General features: G+C 48.3%; 15 protein-coding genes. 8 read left to right on the forward strand and 7 right to left on the reverse strand.

What is annotated here, in order from left to right; all coding sequences use genetic code 11:
• Window positions 1-9: 9 nt before the first annotated feature.
• Both BGO59_RS13525 and nagA read right to left on the reverse strand, forming a co-directional pair.
• Window positions 10-2,895, reverse strand: coding sequence for a TonB-dependent receptor (locus tag BGO59_RS13525; RefSeq protein WP_293684143.1), 2,886 nt, complete (start codon window positions 2,893-2,895; stop codon window positions 10-12).
• Window positions 2,896-3,790: 895 nt separating this feature from the next.
• Window positions 3,791-4,951 carry an N-acetylglucosamine-6-phosphate deacetylase gene (gene nagA, locus BGO59_RS13530; RefSeq protein WP_293684144.1) on the reverse strand — a complete coding sequence of 387 codons (1,161 nt, stop codon included), beginning with the start codon at window positions 4,949-4,951 and terminating at the stop codon, window positions 3,791-3,793.
• 169 nt (window positions 4,952-5,120) lie between these two features.
• Between nagA and BGO59_RS13535 the strand changes: the two genes are divergently transcribed.
• From BGO59_RS13535 to BGO59_RS13545, 3 genes are all read left to right on the forward strand, one after another.
• Complete coding sequence (locus tag BGO59_RS13535; protein WP_293684145.1) at window positions 5,121-6,395, forward strand: 3-phosphoshikimate 1-carboxyvinyltransferase; 1,275 nt, start codon at window positions 5,121-5,123, stop codon at window positions 6,393-6,395.
• Between the two features lie 209 nt (window positions 6,396-6,604).
• Complete coding sequence (locus tag BGO59_RS13540) at window positions 6,605-7,183, forward strand: hypothetical protein (protein ID WP_293684146.1); 579 nt, start codon at window positions 6,605-6,607, stop codon at window positions 7,181-7,183.
• 44 nt (window positions 7,184-7,227) lie between these two features.
• On the forward strand, window positions 7,228-8,037 hold the full coding sequence (locus BGO59_RS13545) for a phytanoyl-CoA dioxygenase family protein (RefSeq protein WP_293684147.1): 810 nt from the start codon (window positions 7,228-7,230) through the stop codon (window positions 8,035-8,037).
• 10 nt (window positions 8,038-8,047) lie between these two features.
• Here the strand turns inward: BGO59_RS13545 and BGO59_RS13550 are convergent, their stop codons facing one another.
• The gene (locus tag BGO59_RS13550) at window positions 8,048-8,965 is read right to left on the reverse strand and encodes a hypothetical protein (protein ID WP_293684148.1); all 918 of its coding nucleotides are present in this window, start codon (window positions 8,963-8,965) and stop codon (window positions 8,048-8,050) included.
• 231 nt (window positions 8,966-9,196) lie between these two features.
• On the opposite strand from BGO59_RS13550, the gene BGO59_RS13555 reads away from it, so the two are divergent.
• Entirely contained in the window at window positions 9,197-9,541 is a 345-nt protein-coding gene (locus tag BGO59_RS13555; RefSeq protein ID WP_293684149.1) for a DUF4260 domain-containing protein, read from the forward strand.
• A gap of 4 nt (window positions 9,542-9,545) precedes the next feature.
• On the opposite strand, the gene BGO59_RS13560 is transcribed toward BGO59_RS13555, so the two are convergent.
• Window positions 9,546-10,628 carry an AraC family transcriptional regulator gene (locus BGO59_RS13560; RefSeq protein ID WP_293684150.1) on the reverse strand — a complete coding sequence of 361 codons (1,083 nt, stop codon included), beginning with the start codon at window positions 10,626-10,628 and terminating at the stop codon, window positions 9,546-9,548.
• A gap of 22 nt (window positions 10,629-10,650) precedes the next feature.
• The gene (locus BGO59_RS13565) at window positions 10,651-11,400 is read right to left on the reverse strand and encodes a helical backbone metal receptor (RefSeq protein WP_293684151.1); all 750 of its coding nucleotides are present in this window, start codon (window positions 11,398-11,400) and stop codon (window positions 10,651-10,653) included.
• A gap of 122 nt (window positions 11,401-11,522) precedes the next feature.
• Between BGO59_RS13565 and BGO59_RS13570 the strand changes: the two genes are divergently transcribed.
• On the forward strand, window positions 11,523-12,383 hold the full coding sequence (locus BGO59_RS13570) for a GLPGLI family protein (protein ID WP_293684152.1): 861 nt from the start codon (window positions 11,523-11,525) through the stop codon (window positions 12,381-12,383).
• A 65-nt stretch (window positions 12,384-12,448) separates the two neighbouring features.
• Window positions 12,449-15,460: an outer membrane beta-barrel protein gene (locus BGO59_RS13575; RefSeq protein ID WP_293684153.1), complete on the forward strand. Its 3,012-nt coding sequence runs from the start codon at window positions 12,449-12,451 to the stop codon at window positions 15,458-15,460.
• A gap of 73 nt (window positions 15,461-15,533) precedes the next feature.
• Here BGO59_RS13575 and BGO59_RS13580 read toward each other — a convergent pair whose 3' ends face one another.
• Window positions 15,534-16,604 carry a M42 family metallopeptidase gene (locus tag BGO59_RS13580; RefSeq protein ID WP_293684154.1) on the reverse strand — a complete coding sequence of 357 codons (1,071 nt, stop codon included), beginning with the start codon at window positions 16,602-16,604 and terminating at the stop codon, window positions 15,534-15,536.
• A 93-nt stretch (window positions 16,605-16,697) separates the two neighbouring features.
• On the reverse strand, window positions 16,698-17,105 hold the full coding sequence (locus BGO59_RS13585) for a helix-turn-helix transcriptional regulator (protein WP_293684155.1): 408 nt from the start codon (window positions 17,103-17,105) through the stop codon (window positions 16,698-16,700).
• Between the two features lie 135 nt (window positions 17,106-17,240).
• Between BGO59_RS13585 and BGO59_RS13590 the strand changes: the two genes are divergently transcribed.
• Window positions 17,241-17,930, forward strand: a complete 690-nt coding sequence (locus tag BGO59_RS13590) for a ClpP family protease (protein WP_080057022.1) — start codon at window positions 17,241-17,243, stop codon at window positions 17,928-17,930.
• Window positions 17,931-18,167: 237 nt separating this feature from the next.
• Window positions 18,168-19,400, forward strand: coding sequence for an ATP-dependent Clp protease ATP-binding subunit ClpX (gene clpX / locus BGO59_RS13595; protein WP_293684156.1), 1,233 nt, complete (start codon window positions 18,168-18,170; stop codon window positions 19,398-19,400).

Below are 19,400 nucleotides of genomic sequence, written 5' to 3' on the forward strand. Positions count from 1 at the left end.
CGGGATACATTAAAGGTTGAATGACACACGGCCATAGTAATAGGCACCATTTGACCCTTGCTGGTAGTTGGAGTACAGATAAAAACCACGGTTTTCAGGACGAAGGATCTCTGGATACTGGTCCAGAATGTTGCTGCCACCAATAGAGAATTTCAGATTTTTATTTACAGCGTAGCCAATGCTTAGGTCGAAGATCGTCTGGGGTTTAAAGGTCTGATCGTAGTAATTCCCCTTATCGTCGGCCGATACAGAAAGGGCTGTAATTTTCCCATAATAAGTGCCGCGTAACATGACATCCCATTTGTTTTGCCGAAACATCACTGAGCCAATAAGTTTGGTGCGGGGTGTTCCGGTTTCGAACTGACCAATCACATCCCGGCTAAGGTATTTTTCGACTACCTGATCGGGGGTAAGATTCTCTACTTTCAGGCTGGGTGGATTCCGGCTTAGTATGCTGTTCTTGCTGAAAATGGCTGCCAGGCTGTAGGTGAGGCTTTTGTTGCGGGACAGATTCTGGGTGTAATTGCCAACCAGTTCAAGACCTTTGGAACGCACATTGGCCCCATTGACGAAGAACTGAGCCTGACCAGCACCGATTACCTCATCGTAGTGATTGCCTACTTCCTCGGCACTAAAGAAGCTGGTTTGGAAAATGCGGTTATCAACATCAATCTGATAGGCATCTACAGTGACCTCAAAACCCCGTGTAGGCTGGTAGGTTAGCCCTAACCCATACGTCCGGGAGTTTTCCTGGCTTAGCCCTTTGATGCCCAGCACGCGTGCGGCTGTACTATTGGTTGCATAAGTGGTAACGTCGAGGGGTTGAGGAACTCCGTTAGCATCGGGAATGAAAGCTGTAGTTGTGTGCGTGAAGTTCAACTCCTGCAACGAAGGAGCCCGGAAGCCTGAGGCAATAGAGCCCCGGACAGTGAGATTCTTGGCGATGTTGTACCGGGCGGCTAATTTACCGATCGCTACTCCGCCGAAGTCAGAATAGTTTTCAATCCGTACGGCAGCCGCCAGCAAGAGTTTCTGAGTTAGCTCAAGCTCCGTATCCAGGTAAGCCGCCATCGTTGTTCGGAATGCGTTACGTTCATCTTTAGGCCCGAATCCAGAAAAACACTGGCAGTTGGCTGCAAAGTTTTTGACCGTAATTTGTTGACCGGCAAAGACTGACAACGGTTTCCCATCGGCCCCAACAATCGGCTGAGCGGCTTCATTCTGCAACGGTAACCCATTTGGGCCAACCAGCAACCCTGCCTGCGTAGCGGTTAGAATGCCCGCGTCGCCGTAGGTGTAGCTCTCTTCCTGACCTTTGATGATTTTGTAGTTTTCAACCCGCATCTCCGCACCAAACGCGACGTTCAGGCCGTTCATAACTCCCTTGAAATACCGGGAGAAGTCAAGGTTGGTAGAGTTCTGGGTGAACTGGTTCGTGCCAATGTTCATATCGACCGGCGAGTTGGCACCAATCGACGCATTGAAGGTATTGGTCATGCTAATCAGCGAGGTATTCCGACCGAATGTGTTGCTGAAATCGACGCTGAACTCGCCCAGTTTGCTGCGGATACCGACTGTGTTGGATATATCGGCTGTATTGGTGATCAATTGCGGCCGGAAGCCGTTGGGATAGAGCAGGTAGTTGAATCGATCCGTTTGAGCCGGGCGACGGTAGTAGCAGGAGAACCCCTTCAGGTATTTGTACGACATGCCTCCGAAGCTGTAGAGTGTCGTATTGGCGTTGATTTCATAGCCTGCGTTGTAGAACATCGAGCCCATCGTGATACCGGGCATACCCGCATATACCGAAAAATCAGAGGGAGTAAGCCCACGGGCGCTCAGTAAACCCGATTCTGTTTTCAGGCTAGTGGCTAAGGTTGTATTGCCAGTTGCCTGTGCATTAACCAGTTCGGGATTGGTAATAATGGGACGGCCATATTTGTCCGTACGCAGGTTATTTAGGTACGTATTGTCATAGATTTGCCAGTCGTTTACAAATTGACGAATGGTTGGCCGACGCTGGGTGATCTGGCCTGTCAGGTTCAGAAAGCCTTTGTCGCCAATCTTGAAGCCATAGTTTGCATCGAACTGGTAGTTGAAGCCATCGGGTTTGCCCGCCTTCGTCAGATCGCCAGCCTGCCCGCCTGAGTTGAGATAGCCACCACCCGTCAGGCTACTTGTTAATTTATTCGTCCCTTTTTTAAGAATAATGTTAACCACCCCGGCAACGGCATCCGAACCGTACTGAGCGGCTGCGCCATCGCGCAGAATTTCGACCCGATCAATTGAAGCGGCTGGTATGGTCATCATATCGACCGATGTGGAAGGACTACCGACGGCTGTTGTTCCGATCAGGAGCGACGATGTGTGCCGCCGTTTGCCATTGACGAGTACCAGAATCTGGTTGGGGGCCATATTTCGTAGCTGTACCGGATCGACGTGGGAGTCGAGGTCGCCCCCCTGATTTCGGACCGCGTTGAAGCTAGGAGCAACGAAGGCAAGCATCTGGGCCAGGTCAATTTGGGGAAGATCGCCCATAATGTCTTTAATCGAGATGACATCCACGGGAACAGGTGTTTCCAGAATGGTTCGTCCTGTATTGCGTGTACCCGTTACGACTAGCTCGGTCAGTTGGGTGGCATCCTCGTCGAGCGATACGTTAATATTGGTTTGATCGCCTACTTTTATCTCTTTGGATTTGAAGCCGATAAAGCTAACAACCAATACATCACTCGGCGAAGCGTCTACCGAAAACATACCCTGAGCATCTGTAATAGCGCCTTTGCGACTATTGCCTTTCACCAGGACATTGACGCCCTGTAAAATTTCGGTATTGCCGCTGGAGGTGACTTTTCCGGTTATCTTTCGGGTCTGAGCCAATGTTGTTATTGGCACTAGAGTTACCAGTGCCAACATGGTAACTAGCACTGGTAGTACATGAAGTAGAAGTCTCTTTTGTTTCATAATTATTGATGAAAAGTTAGATTGGATAATCCACGGATAAGGAGTAGAAAAGCGCAGAAGTAAGGCAGTCAGTGTGGAAGTACACCCTGTAACTGTCTGGCTTTAAAAAGAATATAGCTGTAGTGGTGAACGAGAAGGAGAAATCAGCTTCGTTGTCGATGAGATTCGGAGGGGTGTTGTTGGCTTAAATTGGCCATGTGCTGCTTAGTGGAGTGTCGCACCTCAGATCGCCCCATTGTCAGGCCGGTTGGCGACCGATAAAGTAGAATTCCAGGAGAATATCTTCGGCCTGTTGTGTATCCGCTGATTGATTCGTACGGTTTCATCATATTGATAAGTTGAACGGTAAGTAATACTTAGTTTTAACGACAAGACAATACACAACCTGACAGGGCTTTTACGACCCATACAGAAGGCGAAAAATTACTATTGAAATCAGGCTATAGCGTATCGACTACGAGTTAGTTTCTGGCTAATAGCTTCTTTGATAGAGTGCCTCTCAATTAGAATTCTATTGCGCGATTTGAGAGTATATTTTGTTGTACTTAGTCGAAATTACAAACTATAATAACGTTGTCAAGTGTAAATATAGAATATAATACTGAATTATATAAATAGTACAACAGAAAATTATATAGCTTCTATTTTTCCTTTGTCTGTTTTATATATATCCGTATTTATACTTACTTGATAAACCGTAAGCGCAGTGGTTCAACTAAAACAAATTACCCCCGAAAAATAGCTGTGCAAGATGGGGTTTATCTGAGCCAGCTACCGTTCGAGAGTAACGTTAGATTATTAGAGAGGAAAGGGTAGGGTACAGCCCTCAACGGATAGCTACACCCTGGGTCCAGACCCCTTTTGTGTGGAGTGATTGATCTGTCCGTACCAGGTTAGCGACGTACCCTGGCTGAATCTTTCCCAGTTGATGACCCATGCCGATAATGTCGGCTGGAACCGTTGAAGCCATGCGAAGCGCATTGGTCAATGGAATCTCCGCTTGCTCAACCGCTATCCGAACGCAGTCGATCAGCGTTATAGCGGAACCTGCCAGATTACCTTCATCGTTGACATAACGCCCTGGGCCGTTGCTATCTGGTTCATAATGAACGACAAACTGGCCTAAGGTGAACGAAGGGCGGGGGGGATTGGCGAATAGAGCATCCGAAATAAGAAATAATCGTTCGCCAAGCAATCGGTAGGCAATGCGGATGGTGGTGGGATTGCAATGGTAGCTGTCTGCAATGATGCTGGCCCGAACAGTAGGATGGTCGAATACGGCCCCGACAACACCCGGCTCTCGACTTTCGAAACCTCGCATGGCATTATACAGGTGCGTAGAAAGCGGCACACCATTGTCGAAGGCGGCTGTAGCCTGCTCATATGTGGCATTACTATGGCCCAGCGAAAGTAGCGTGTTAGGATGCTTCAGCTGCTTGATGGTCTCAAACTGCTCAGGCGAAAAAATTTCAGGAGCCAGTGTTAGTATACGGATGATATCGGCATTTGTACTGAACAGAGCTTCCAGTTCACCTTCGGCGGGCGTTCGTACATACGCCATGCTATGGGCTCCCCGCTTGACAGGGTTGAAATAAGGCCCTTCAATGTGCAGCCCCGGTACCCCAAATGGGTCTTCGTCTCGGGCAACCGCTACGGCTGCCATCGCCTGTTGCATAACAGCCAGCGAGGTTGAGTGAATGGTTGGCAGGAGTGTGGTCGTGCCATTTTGGGCATGCGAATTATAAATATGCCGAACCGTATCCGGGGTCGGCACTTCGTTTAAGAACAGATTCGAACCGCCATATAATTGAAGATCGATGAGGCCAGGAATAAGATAATCGCCAGCCAGATCGATGCTGGACGTTATATCGGTAGAAATATTGTCGGCTGTTGTAATTTCCTGAATCCGGCCGTTTTCTACGCGGACGGTTGCATTGGTAAGCCATTCATCGCCAGTAAAGACGGTCGCATTAACAAACTGATTCATGTAAGGATGGAGCTTTTACTTCGTATTACAGACAAATGATGGCCGGAATCTACCCGATTTTTCGTTTTTTTGTGAATAAATTCTTTTACGGTTTTCAGTTTATGGTGGGCTAACACACGAAGTTTTGTATTCGCCTAGCATAAACTGAAAATTCTAAACAATAAACTGCTTGAACGCTGCTCGTTTAACTCCTCCTGCCAGCCTAACCAGCCCTGGTCTTGTCCAGGCTACAATTCCATTGGCTTCGTCGAAAAGTGAAAGTAATCGTGCACTGATCATTGATGCCCTGACCGGCTTTCAATCGGATCTGCATAACCTGTCGACCGCCCGCGATACACAAACGATGATTCGGTTGCTGAAATCGGATGACAATACCGCCGATGTACTGGATGCAGGTACGACAATGCGTTTTCTGACGGCGTATTTTGCAGCAACTGGACAGAGTAAAACGATGACGGGTACCCCGCGCATGTGTGAACGGCCCATTGGTATTCTGGTCGATGCGTTGCGAACCCTGGGTGCCGATATTACCTATTTGAACAAAGATGGCTATCCTCCGCTGCAATTGAATGGGTTTAAGCCTTCGGATACCAACCGAGTGCAAATTCGGGGTGATGTAAGTAGCCAGTATATTTCGGCCTTGCTGATGATTGCTCCTACCTTGCCCAATGGGCTGACCCTGGAATTGACCGGGGCTATCGGGTCGCGTCCGTACATTGAAATGACACTGGAGCAAATGATCTGCTTCGGGGCCGATGTGCAGGCTGACTGGGATTCGAAAACGATTACTGTAGCTCCCAGGCCGTATACCCCTACAAACTATACTATCGAGTCGGATTGGTCGGGAGCCAGTTACTGGTATAGCGTAGCAGCTTTAGCGCTTGACGAAACGGCTGAGATCTTCCTGTTGGGGTTAAAACCAAAATCGTTGCAGGGCGACAGTGCTATTGTGTCGATTATGCGATTGTTAGGTGTCGAAAGCACGTTTACAGAACAGGGCGTTCGGCTCACCAAACGCCCGGCTGCTGAGTCGCTGGCCTGGGATTTTACCGATTGCCCTGACCTGGCGCAGACGGTGGCGGTTTGTGCAGCTGTAAAAGGAATTACGCTACGACTAACGGGTATCGAAAGTCTGAAAATCAAAGAGACCGACCGGGTAGCCGCTCTACAGGCTGAATTACAAAAAATTGGCGCCGAGTTAGTTGAAATAGAGACTAACCATCGGTATGAAGTTCGACGAATGGACCAGACACACACGGTTCCAGCCATCATCAAGACCTACGACGATCACCGGATGGCTATGGCGTTTGCACCTGTAGCCATGCGGGAAGAAATTATCATTGAAGAACCGGGCGTAGTTGCTAAATCGTATCCTAGTTTCTGGGATGATATGGCCCGAGTGGCTACCGTTGAGTTTGTCTCAGCAGGCCAGATAGCCAACTGACGGATACACGATAGGCGCAAAAGTTTTGGGATGCAGACTGCTTCCAGACTTATTATAGACGGGTAGCGTGTTTTTAAGTATGCATTTAGGTTTGTATTGGTTGCTAAATTCTTGTTGTGTATATTGCGAATAGGTATATTGCCCGACGCTTTACTAATTATATTCGCTAAATGACCCCTAATCGTAGACTTGATCAGTTGGAGCCACTAATGGCTGATTCACTTCAGAAGATTGATCGCTTGATCGAAGGACAAGGCCAGCTTGTTGAATTGGCTACCAATACAAAAAGTGAACTCGACCAGGTAAAAAAAACAGGAGAGCTTACAGCCAGTGGGTTAGCAAATCTAACCGTTACCACGCAAAAACAATTGGAGATATTGCAAGCTGGTCAGGATGAGCTTCGACTTGAACAGAAGAGCTTAAACGAAAACTTCGATGAACTTCGACTTGGTCAGCAACGGTTGGAGGTAAACTATGATGAACTTCGACTTGGACAGGAACGATTAGAGGCCAACTATGATGGATTGCGTCTAAGTCAGGAACGATTAGAGACAAACTATGATGGATTACGCCTAGGTCAGGAACGGATAGAAGCAAATTATGATGGATTACGAATTGGTCAAGAACGGATAGAGGCAAATTATGATGAATTGCGAATTGGCCAGGAAATCTTAAAAATAGGACAAGGTCAGTTAACAAAAGCTTACGAAGAACTTAAAGTGAATCAGGAAAAATTGGTAGCTGGTCAGGAATTGATTTTACAGATTCTACGAGAAAAACTCTCATAAATAACGTTAGGTAAAAAAGTGAATGCCGTTTTGGGCTAAATAATATGATGACACGCCGGGAGCAATTTGATGAACAGGGGTATCTTATCGTTCGGAACATTTTTACACCCGATGAAGTAACCCAATTGCGGCAGGCAGCCTATACCTATCGAGACCAACAGCAGAAACTAGGCCTCGTTAAACAGGTAAAGCAGGCTGCTTCCGTAAAAGGTGATTTGTTGAGTAAGGAGAAGCTGGGCTGGGTAATTTATGATCCACGAATTGTAGCCATTGCTACCGAACTTCTGGGCGATACGCCCGTTTACTTCTCCGACAGTACCTATCAGATTGGCACCGGAACCCGTGGTTTTCACCGTGATAATATTGATCGGTATCAGTTTGGACAGGGAACTGATTGGGATGGCCCGTATCCGCTCATCCGGTTTGGTATTTATTTGCAGAATCACGATACCTACAGTGGCGGCATTCGCTTTAAGGCTGGTAGCCATAACGCAGCCGATGGGGCCGATGTATTTGCCGACACCCGCGCGGGGGATATTGTCGTCTGGAACATGCGGACTCTACATAGCGGAAATGCCCGGCGGATGAAAGTGCTTACTAATCTACCGCTGCACGTTGGGCTTGAAAATCGCCTGCCCGACTTTCTGTTTCGCGAGCAGCAAGGCGAACGGGTTTCTCTCTTCTTTAGCTATGGACTGGAAGGTAAACACCTCGACCGATATCTTGAACAACATATCCAAAAGCGGGCGGATATGCAGGAAAACGTCCGGCTGTCGACCTATTCGACAGACACTCTTCAAAAAGCCAGTGCGAATAACATTCGGGTACTTGACGTAAAAAAACTGGTTGAGTAGGCTTACGGTGCTATCGATCTCGTTCCTGCTTTAGTTCGTGCTGCTTGCCATATATGTACCGAAGTGACATACCAAATCCCCAGCCAGTGCCATTGGCCGTAGCAGATGCGTATTGAATAGAGGATTTGTTGACCGAATAAATCATATCGGATCGAAGGGCATCACCAAGCCCCCAAAATTTTCGTAAATAACCCCCTAGTTCTAGCGAAGAGGATAAGCGCACGTTGTACTCGAAACCTGCCTCTGCAAGCCCGGTAATCTGGTTTGTACTGGTTATGTTGTCGAGCCGGAGGGTATCGATACGGTTGTTACGACCCCCATAAATATACCCGATTAGTTTGAAGTCGTCCAGTTGTTTCGTGCCATTAGGAATAAGCCAGGCGCCACCTGTAACCCAGAAACCTGTACCATTTTCGGCTTTTTTACCAGAGCCAATCCGGCGTTTTAGCCGCACCGGAATACCACTTCCACTATTCTGATACGTAAACACCAGGGGCTGGCTTCCATTTGCAATGGTGATGTTCAGATGAATGGGAGCCCGCGCATAGCCTGTTTCGACTGCCCAGGCATTCCGATATGTGTATCCTGCCAGTACGCTCCAGACACCTTTAAACTGAGTAGCACTGCTAACCAGTCGATTGAACGTGTTTGTTAGATTACTGGCATCGCTCCGAAAGCCACCTTCTATAGCCACAGACCAGGTTTGAATTTCACGAAGCTGATGAAGTAGTAAATAATCGGACTGTCGGCCACTTGCGGTTCGGCTGGTACTTGATCGGGGCAAAGTGGAACGTTGTTCCGGGTCGTCAGTGAGTACGTTCCGGCGGATAGGCGGTGGGGCCGTTTCACTGGTGTCAATCTCAATAATCTGAGCAAGTGCCCAGATGGGTTGACAAAACAGAAACAAGAAGAGTAAACAGTGTTTCACAATATAGGCTTGTTCTGGTAAGTAATGCTACTCACGGTTACGCAACTTTTCTGATAAGTGTTGCCAAATTTAATAAGTTATCGTATTCTGCTAACTCAGAACTTATTTGTTAGTCTACTAGGGCTGCCAGCCTTCATTTTTTCGTGAAAGGTCAGTGGAATTGCGTGCTTTGTCAGCGACCGATTTTGGTGTTCGTCGGACCTTTGTCATGTACTAAAGAGACACAAACCAATGAAGACCTTACTGAAATCAGAAGAGTTGATTCAATTCCTGGCCGCTATTTATTTATTTTCTCGACTAAATTTTGCCTGGTGGTGGTTTCCTGCCCTGATTTTGGTGCCAGACATCAGCATGATTGGTTATCTGGTTAATCCGGCTATTGGAGCTGTTCTATACAATATCGTGCACCACAAAGGTTTGGGGATTGCGATTGGGCTGGTAGGGCTGATGTTGGGTAATCAGCAGTTGATGCTGGCCGGGGTTATTTTGTTTGCCCATTCAAGCATGGACCGAACGATGGGTTACGGCCTGAAATACTTCGATAGTTTCAAACATACCAGTCTGGGAGATCTGTAACACGTTACGAGGCCATTCGGAAAGCTCCCGGCGTTTGGCCTGTCCATTTTTTGAACGACCGGAAAAAGACGCTGGGTTCAGCAAAACCGAGCAGGTAAGCAATATCGGTAGTACTGAGATTGGGTTCACGCAAGTGCCGAACCGCCAGTTCCTTCCGAGTTTCATCGAGTAATTGCTGGTAAGAGGTACCTGCCTCTTTCAGCCGTAGCTGCAAAGTCCGAATGCCCATGGCCAATCGGTCGGCTACGGTAGCCAGGGTAGGTTCTTCGCCTTTCATGATCGTGACAATTTCTGTTTTGACCCGGCTGCTGATGGTTGGTGTTTTTAGTTTGTCGAGTAAATCTTTGGCATGCTTCTCAAATAGCGCCGACAGAGTTGGGCTGGCATTTAAGATAGGAAGGTCGAGCAGAGAGGCATCGAGAATCATGACTGTTTCAGGGGCATCGAAGGAGAGTTTCGCGGGGGCAAATACCCGCTCATGCTCCCGAATATCGATGGGACGCGGATAGGCAAATTGAATTTCCTTTGCCGTTATAGTGATCCCTGTCAACGCCCGCATGGCCGCCAGATAGACCGACAGTTCGGAATTGTAGGTATAATCCGGGTATCGAATATCGGTACTGGTGATTCGTAACGATAGAATATATTGATTGCCAGTTAGTTGCCCGGTGGTGGCAACTCCTTCGCAGGCAATATCCTGATAATGACAAAGTTTTTCCAGCGCCCGGCCTAATGTAGGGCTGTGCATCATCACATAGGCCAGTACACCAACGGCCACGGGATTAACTAGTTCGCCCAGTTTCAGCGGAATGGAGGGATCGCCTGTAACACGAACAATCTCCTGCCATAGGGTCTGTATCTGCCAGATAAATACGCGTCCGTCGGGGTCACGGAGTTGCTCAGGTGTGATTCCAATCGTTTGAATGAGTGGCTCCGTATCAACCCCCTGTTGTCGAACAGCAAACAAAATCAGATTGATGGATGCAACAGAAAGCGTGTCGTTAGTAGTGGTCATGTAGCAGGAAATACGTTCGTCAGCAATAATCAATGATTGGCGATGCCGGGTCTCGTTGCGAATAAAAGCCATTTCCTTTGTAGGCTAGTAGGTACTATGGTTTAGACGCAGCCAGTTCGGTACGCAAGTTCCTAAAATAGTCGGACGACCGTAACAGTCGGCTACCGTACCAGGAAAACAGTTCGCCATCAACCAGCACCACTCGAGCATTTGGACAGATGGCCTGTAGTTCAGCAATATGCTTTTCTGCAAATGGGTACGGCTCAGAGGATAAGAAGATCAGGTCGGGTCTGGCTGTCTGAATATCATAGGCCGCTATTTCGGGGTAGCGTAGGCGATCCGAAAATGCATTGGAAAAACCGGCTACTGCCAGCATGGAATGAATGAACGTCTGCTCGGCTGCCACCATATATGGATTTCGCCAGATCAGATAAGCAACCCGCTTGACCGACGGATCAGGAACTGGGCAAAGCCTATCAGCAATCTGTTGGGCTAGGTCGGTTGCTTCCTGCGTTTTACCAACCAAAGTACCTACCTCACGTATCATCGCCAGCGCATCCGATACCGTAACCACATCCGTTACATGAACCTGGTAGTGCTGTTGTAATTCTTCAATCTGCTCTCGGCTGTTTTCCTCTTTATTGGCAAGGATGAGGTCTGGATATAAGTCTCGAATTTTGTTGTTATTCAGGGTTTTAGTGCCACCGACAATCGTCTTGCTCGTAACTTTATTAGCTGGATGAATACAAAATTTAGTAATGCCCACTATCGCGCTGTCCAGCCCAAGATCAAATAGTAGTTCGGTTTGCGAAGGTACCAGTGAGACAATTCGTTGCGGACTCATAACATATGACATTCGACGGGTAAAATTACCGACTCAGCACTTAATAAACCCCTTTTAACGAGATTTGGACTGCTAGTTGAAAAAATTATGCAACGTTTACAATCAGAAACCCTCATTGCACTATGAAATCAGGTATTTTCACCCTATTACTTACCGGGCTGACCACGACCGCAGTGTTGGCACAGACCACTGCCCCTACATCGGGCAAGATTACATACGAAGGAATGCGTCAGATCGATCGTTCGCAAATGCGGATGGTCATCAACGGCCAGGAGGTTCGTCCGGGAAGCCCTTCCGGGGCTCCTGATGCCCCGGAAGGGCTTCCCGAAACCATATCGTTTACGCAGAAACTGGTGTTTTCCGGTTCAATGGCTAAAGAGGAACGGGATCGACAGCAGGGACCAATGATGTTTCGTCGGCAAATGGGCGATGGCGCTCCCGATGGAAACGGTACTCCCGGTGGTGAACGGCCTAATCGTCCGCGTGGTGATATGCGAATGAACTTCCCATTTGAGCAACAGACATACCTGGACCTGACGAATAAACAGCGGATCGATGTGCTGACTGTAAAAAAAGATTCGGTCACGACCACCTACCGAACTGACCGCCCTATGCCAGCTGCAACTGATTGGCAAACCAGTGAAAAAACGAAGAAAATTGCGGGGTATGTCTGCCATAAAGCCACGGCTACGCATCGAAAAATGCCGTATACAATCTGGTATACAACGGATTTACCATTTACGTATTCGCCCGTATCCGACCTTACACCTCCTCAGGGCGTGGTATTATTGATCGAGTCCGATACGGAATCGTATAAGGCAACTGGCGTATCGACGGAAAGCGTTGCCGAAGCATCTGTTCAGCCGCCTAAAGAGGCAAAAGTGGTTTCTGCCGAAGAAATGGAACAGATTCGCCGGAAAGGCATGGCCGATTTCCGCCAACGAATGATGCAGAACATGCCGTTTCAGCGGAGTAACAACTAGTTATAGAATGAATAATGGACAATGAACAATGTATAATGGACTGTATTTGTGGTCTCAACTGTAAAATGAACACTTCTCAAGTACCTCTGAAGCGATTTCTATTTGCTACCGTATTCATTTTTCTTTGTACATTATTCATTACCTCGGCCTTTGCCCAGTCGACGGGGACCATCAGCGGGGTTGTTGTCGATTCTGTCACTCGCAAGCCGTTAATGGAAGCCTCCATATCGCTGATGCAGGCCAAAGATTCGTCGCTGGTATCGTTTGGGATTACCGATGGCGATGGCAAGTTTGTGTTTTCGAAAATAGCCGAAGGCCAATATCGTGTGCTGGTCACGTACGTAGGCTATCGGAGTCGCGTCAAACGGGTGGCCATCACGCCCAATGACCATACCGTTGATGCAGGAACGATTGACATTGTCGCGCAGTCGCAAACCCTGATGGAAGTATCCGTACAGGGTGAGAAAGCGCCCATTGCAGTGAAGGGCGATACCCTGGAATTCAATGCCGGTTCGTTTAAAACCCGCCCCAATGCGCAAGTGGAAGAATTGCTCAAGAAACTTCCTGGCGTTGAAGTCGACCGCGATGGAGCCATCAAGGCACAGGGGCAAACAGTAACCAAAGTGTTGGTCGACGGAAAGCCTTTTTTCGGAAATGATCCCAAAATGGCTACCCGGAACTTGCCTGCCGATATTATCGATAAAGTACAATTGTTTGACCAGTCATCCGAGCAATCGGCATTTTCGGGTGTGGACGATGGCGACCGCGAAAAAACCATCAACATCACAACCAAACGTGATAAACGCAAGGGCACTTTTGGTCAACAGTCGCTTGCGGCTGGGCCCAAACCCGGCGATGATGCCCGTTATTCCGCTCGTCTGAGCCTGAACCAGTTTAATAATGGCCGACAGATTTCGATGCTGGGGATGGCCAACAACATTAACCAGCAGGGCTTTACCGCACAGGATTTAGGGTTGGGCAATAGCTTCGGTGGCGCTGGGCAGGGCCAGGGCGGTGGCGGAGGTAGCAACGTGGTGCGGGGTGGAGCCGGGGGCGGCAGCTTTGGTGGTGGTGGTCAGGTTGGTAGCAGTGCCATTACGTCGTCGTGGGCGGGGGGAATCAACTACCGCGATGGCTGGGGCAAGAAAATAGATGTTGTGAGCAGCTATAACATCAGCAATACCAACACTATTACCGATCAGAGTAGCCACCGGGTCAATGTAATTCCCAGTACAGGCAGCACGACGCCCACGCGGTCGGATGCCGGGTTTATCCGCGATCAGACCAACGGTTCGGATAATACGAACACCAATAATCGATTCAATCTTCGGTTCGACTATCGGCTCGATACGCTGACGACGATCCGGGTGATTCCGAGTTTATCGTGGCTGAATTCGTCCTACAGCAACCATAGTGAAGCCAATACAAAGACGAGTGAGGGCGTGATGGCCAATACTAGCCAAACGAATTACAACTCGACGGGGGATGGGTTTACGGGAAGCAATCAGTTATTGTTCATGCGGAAGTTCCGTAAAAAAGGACGGACATTTTCGGTGAACTGGACCATTTCGTCTAATAACCAGGATAACGAGGGATTCAACAAGTCGCTGAATCAGTACAATGGTGCGTTCAACGGCGCTTCGACAAGTCTAACTACGGGCATTGTCACAAGAGATACAGTAACGGGTATTACAACCCAAAGGATTGATCAGCGGAACAACCAGCAGACTCGGTCTATGACCAATACGATCAATGTGAGCTATACCGAGCCGCTCTCACTTCGACAAACGCTGGAGTTTCACTACAACCTGTCCGACAACCACAACACCTCGAACCGGGCTGTTAACGATTTTAATGGAACCACAAACCAGTATGACCTGCCGAATACATTACTGAGTAATAATTTCATAAACGACTACGTAACCAACCGGGGCGGGTTGACCTGGCAAACTAAACGCCTGAAATATACCTATGCCCTTGGGGTCGATGCACAACAGGCAAGCCTGAATTCTGATAACCTCAGCAACCGGGATCGAAGTGTAAATAAGTCGTTTTCGAATATTCTGCCCAATGCGTTGTTTACCTACAACTTCGGGAAACAGCGCACGTTACGGTTCAACTACCGTACCCGTATGAATGCCCCTTCGGTAAGCCAGTTACAGGAGGTACCCATCAACACAAATCCATTGAATATTCAACTGGGTAATTCAGGCCTTCAACCCGAATACAGCCATAACCTTACGCTGAATTTCAATCGTTTCGACGCGGCAACGTTCCGGAATCTATTTGTATTCATCAGTGGGAGCCGAACGGATAACAAGATTGTTAATTCAACGACGTTCGCGCCAAATGGAGCTCAGACAACCCGGCCGGTCAATACCAATGGGTACTACACGGTCAATGGCTCATTGGTGTGGGGACAGCCGGTTAAATTTGGTACGCAGAAAACAAACCTGAACCTTAATACTAACCTGACCTACAACAAGGGGCTAAGTTTTGTGAACAACCAGCCCAACGAGGCTAAAAATTTCCTGATTGGACAGGGTGTACGGCTGAGTTCAAACTTCTCGGAAAAACTGGATTTGAATATTGCGGGCAACGTCAACCTGCAATCGGCCAAGTATTCGTTACAGCCCCAGCAGAATACAACCTTCCTGAACCAGACGGCCACGCTGGATATTTTCTATCAACTGCCACTTCGGTTCACTTTTTCTACAGATGTGTATTACAACCATTACGGAGGAAGTTCGGCCAGCTACAACCAGTCGTATACGCTCTGGAACGCTACACTATCGCGGCAGTTGTTCAAGCAGAATCAGGGCGAAATACGGTTTCAGGCATTCGACCTGCTAAATCAGAATCAGAGCATCGTTCGAAACGTAACCGATACCTATACCGAAGAAGTGCGGAGCCGTGTCCTGAATCGCTATTTCATGATCAGCTTCGTCTACAACATACGCCGATTCAATTCAGGGACAACGCCCCCCAATGACCCCTTCCAGCAACGCACCCGTGGGCAGGGCAATTTCCAGCGCGGCCAGGGGAATGGTGGCGGTGGTTTCCGACGTAATGAGTAAGAGAGTAAGTTTTGTTAAAACCCGATGAGTAACATAGACTTATGTTGCTCATCGGGTTTTTTTATGTGGCTATCTATTTGATATACCGAAAATCCTCGTCGCCTTTCAGGGCCAGTAAGGTCTCGTACATCAGTTTGATCACGTTCTGCACATCATCCATATGCACGGTTTCGACGGTAGTATGCATGTATTTGAGAGGCAGTGAAATCAGCGCCGATGCGATCCCTTCAGTTGCGTAGGCAAAGGCATCGGTATCGGTTCCGGTAGAACGACTAACGGCCTGACGCTGGAAAGCGATCTCACTCCGTTCAGCCACGTCGATCATAAAATCGAGGACGTTATTCTGAACCGCTGGACCGTAGCATAGTACTGGACCGGCTCCACATTTGAGGTCGCCCTGTTCTTTTTTGTCATATTTAGGCGATTGCGTGTCGTGCGTAACGTCGGTACAAATGGCGAGGTCGGGTCGTAGTCGACGGGCAATCATTTCGGCACCGCGCAAACCAATTTCTTCCTGCACAGCATTGACCACATACAGTGTGAACGGCAGGGTAACATTATTTTCTTTCAGCAAGCGGGCCACTTCAGCAATCATGAAACCGCCCATTCGGTTGTCGAGCGCCCGGCCCACATAATACCGATTGTTCATCTCCGTCAGTCCATCGACAAACGTGCAGACCGTACCCACATGAATACCCATGTCGAGTACTTCCTGTTTGGAATTTGCCCCCACATCAATAAACAGGTCGGTTACTTTGGGAGCGGTATCTTTAGCCAGATCGCGAACGTGGATAGCAGGCCAGCCAAATACACCCTCAACGACCCCCTTTTTTGTATGCAGATTGACCCGCATCGAAGGGGCGATCAGGGCATCGGAACCACCATTCCGACGGACGAAAATGTAGCCGTCATCGGAAATGTAATTGACGAACCACGAAATTTCATCCGAGTGGGCTTCAATCACCACTTTATACTCTTTGCCGGGTCCGATTACCCCAACGGCCGTACCGTATGTATCAACGATATACTCGTCGGTATAGGGTTTGATGTAATCCAGCCAAATCTGCTGCCCCGACGATTCGAAGCCGGTGGGCGAGGCATTGTTGAGATACTTGTACAGGAATTCTTTACTGTGTTCGTTCATGTAAGCAAACGTATAGGAGTACTTGTAATATGCGAATAACGCTGATTTTGTCGAGCTAAACAGCTTAAATTGCAGAAACTCGTTGATGAACGATTAGAAGCCAATTCGTTCCCGTTCGGGAGAAACACCCATGGAGCGTAGGAGTTCAAAGGCGATGCGCTCGTCGTATTTGCGTTTCCAGTAGTCGGTTTCCAGGCGAAGTTTGTCCAGCTCAACCTGTTGCTTTTCGACCAGTAGCCGGAGCGTTTCAAGTTCGTGGTTGACTGCTGGTTTTTCGTCGACAACCTGGGCGGTAATGACCTCGTCGGAAAGCAGACTCAGGGGAGAAACGTCCAAAACCGTAGCAATCTGGGTCAGACGAGAGAGCGTCAGGTCGGTTTTACCGCGTTCGATATCGCCGTAAGCGGTGGTGGAAAGATTGAGCAGATCGGCCATATTTTCCTGCGATAAACCGCGCTGGAGCCGCTGTAGACGTATTTTTTCGGCAATGGAGGCTTTCATATCAAGTAACGACGATAAAATCTAAACCTAAACTGACAGGGTTTTTCGAGATGATAACGCAATTTTGTGACGAAACGATTCTCGAACTTACACCAAGTGTTCTTGGTTTTCAAATTAACGAATAGAAACCCTAGTATGAATTACGAACAAGAGTTCCGCAAATTCGCCGTTCACCACATGGGCCTCAATGGCCTGACGGTTGATGGCTACATGAATCATACCGTTAATAATCTTACGGTTGAAAACATGACTCGCTCGGTCATTGAAGAACGGCCGATGAATTTCCGCGAAGTAGACGTGTTTTCGCGGTTGATGGCCGACCGGATTATTTTTATGGGCCTGCCTGTTGATGACAACATTGCCAATATTATCGTGGCTCAGTTGCTGTTCCTGGAATCGGCCGATCCGAAGAAAGATATCCTGATGTACCTGAATAGCCCTGGTGGGTCGGTATATGCTGGTCTGGGTATTTACGATACCATGCAGTATGTTCGTCCTGACGTGGCCACGGTTTGTACCAGTCTGGCCGCTTCGATGGGAGCTGTGTTACTAGCCGGTGGAGCGGCTGGCAAACGGTCGGCTCTTCCCCACGCTCGTATCATGATTCACCAACCATCGGGTGGTGCTCAGGGGCAATCGGTCGACATCGAGATTACAGCTCGCGAAATTGTTAAACTTCGCGAAGAACTGTATCAGATTCTGGCGAACCACTCCGGTAAATCGGTTGAACAAATTGAGAAAGATTCGGATCGCGATAAGTGGATGCGTGCTGAAGAAGCTAAAGAATACGGCCTGATCGACGAAGTGTTGCGCCGGGAAAAATAAGAAGTCGCTCGAATAATGCGCTATGATTTCTTGGCTCTGACGGAGAAAATCATAGCGTATTATTCGGTATTCGATGATCCTTTTAATAATTTTGTTTATTACAAAAGACTCAGGTTCGGCCTGAGTCTTTTTTTTAGCGAAATTTAGGTCAATAACGAGTCTGTTTATAGGCAATTGGACGAACGATAAACCATCGGTAGTCTGCTAAACCCCAGCTCTTTTACCCTGCAAACATTCATGCCACAAATTAGCTGCTCGTTCTGTGGACGGCGCAAAAATGAAGTAATGGTGCTGCTGTCGGGCATCGACGCACACATCTGTAACTATTGCATCGAACAAGGCCATCAGGTGGTGCTGGAAGAAATGCGCCCTCGCCGAAGCGAACCAACCGAAGTGAATATCAATCTCATCAAACCTGTTGAGATGAAAAAACACCTCGATCAGTACGTAATTGGTCAGGACGATGCTAAAAAAGCCATTACGGTAGCGGTTTACAATCACTATAAACGGTTGATGCAGCCCAAGACCGATGACGACGTAACGATTGAAAAGTCGAACATCATTATGGTAGGCGAAACGGGAACGGGCAAAACCTATCTGGCCCGCTCCATTGCCAAAATCCTGGAAGTGCCATTCTGCATTGCCGATGCCACCGTTATTACCGAAGCTGGGTATGTGGGTGAGGATGTTGAAACGATTTTGACCCGGTTGTTGCAGGCAGCCGATTACAATGTAGAAGCGGCTGAGCGGGGAATCGTGTATATTGACGAAATCGATAAAATTGCCCGTAAATCAGATAATCCAAGTATTACGCGTGATGTCAGCGGAGAAGGTGTTCAGCAGGCTCTGTTGAAGTTGCTGGAAGGATCGATTGTGAATGTTCCTCCTCAGGGTGGACGCAAGCACCCCGATCAGCGACTTATCGCCCTCAACACCGAGAATATTCTGTTTATCTGTGGGGGAGCCTTTGATGGTATAGAACGCCATATCATGAAGCGGATCAATACCCGCCCCATCGGTTTTTCGGGCGATCGCCGGTTGAACGAGACGCTGGAGCGGGGGCATTTGATGCGCTATATTTCGGCATTGGATCTCAAATCGTTTGGCCTGATTCCCGAACTGATTGGTCGCCTGCCGGTACTAACGCACCTTGAACCACTCGACCGGAAGGCGCTTATGCAAATTCTGACTGAGCCCAAAAATGCCATTACAAAGCAGTATAATAAGCTTTTCACGATGGAAGGCATTACACTGCATTGGGACGATAGCGCCCTGAATTACATTGTTGATCAGGCGCTTCAATACAACCTGGGTGCGCGGGGATTACGGTCGATCTGTGAATCCATCATCATGGATGCCATGTTTGAGTTGCCCTCACAAACAGGCATTAACGAACTGACGGTTAGCCTGGAATATGCCCGTGAGAAATTCGGAAAATCGAGTACCTATCAGATGCGTTCGGTAGCTTAA

Source organism: Spirosoma sp. 48-14, from assembly GCF_001898575.1.
In the GTDB taxonomy this organism is placed as follows: domain Bacteria; phylum Bacteroidota; class Bacteroidia; order Cytophagales; family Spirosomataceae; genus Spirosoma.

Excerpts from the sequence above, each read along its gene's own strand:
- nagA (WP_293684144.1), bottom strand. The coding sequence starts at position 4,951 with ATGAATCAGTTTGTTAATGCGACCGTCTTTACTGGCGATGAATGGCTT.
- BGO59_RS13540 (WP_293684146.1), top strand. The coding sequence starts at position 6,605 with ATGGCTGATTCACTTCAGAAGATTGATCGCTTGATCGAAGGACAAGGC.
- BGO59_RS13545 (WP_293684147.1), top strand. The coding sequence starts at position 7,228 with ATGATGACACGCCGGGAGCAATTTGATGAACAGGGGTATCTTATCGTT.
- BGO59_RS13555 (WP_293684149.1), top strand. The coding sequence starts at position 9,197 with ATGAAGACCTTACTGAAATCAGAAGAGTTGATTCAATTCCTGGCCGCT.
- BGO59_RS13560 (WP_293684150.1), bottom strand. The coding sequence starts at position 10,628 with ATGGCTTTTATTCGCAACGAGACCCGGCATCGCCAATCATTGATTATT.
- BGO59_RS13565 (WP_293684151.1), bottom strand. The coding sequence starts at position 11,400 with ATGAGTCCGCAACGAATTGTCTCACTGGTACCTTCGCAAACCGAACTA.
- BGO59_RS13570 (WP_293684152.1), top strand. The coding sequence starts at position 11,523 with ATGAAATCAGGTATTTTCACCCTATTACTTACCGGGCTGACCACGACC.
- BGO59_RS13575 (WP_293684153.1), top strand. The coding sequence starts at position 12,449 with ATGAACACTTCTCAAGTACCTCTGAAGCGATTTCTATTTGCTACCGTA.
- BGO59_RS13580 (WP_293684154.1), bottom strand. The coding sequence starts at position 16,604 with ATGAACGAACACAGTAAAGAATTCCTGTACAAGTATCTCAACAATGCC.
- BGO59_RS13585 (WP_293684155.1), bottom strand. The coding sequence starts at position 17,105 with ATGAAAGCCTCCATTGCCGAAAAAATACGTCTACAGCGGCTCCAGCGC.
- BGO59_RS13590 (WP_080057022.1), top strand. The coding sequence starts at position 17,241 with ATGAATTACGAACAAGAGTTCCGCAAATTCGCCGTTCACCACATGGGC.
- clpX (WP_293684156.1), top strand. The coding sequence starts at position 18,168 with ATGCCACAAATTAGCTGCTCGTTCTGTGGACGGCGCAAAAATGAAGTA.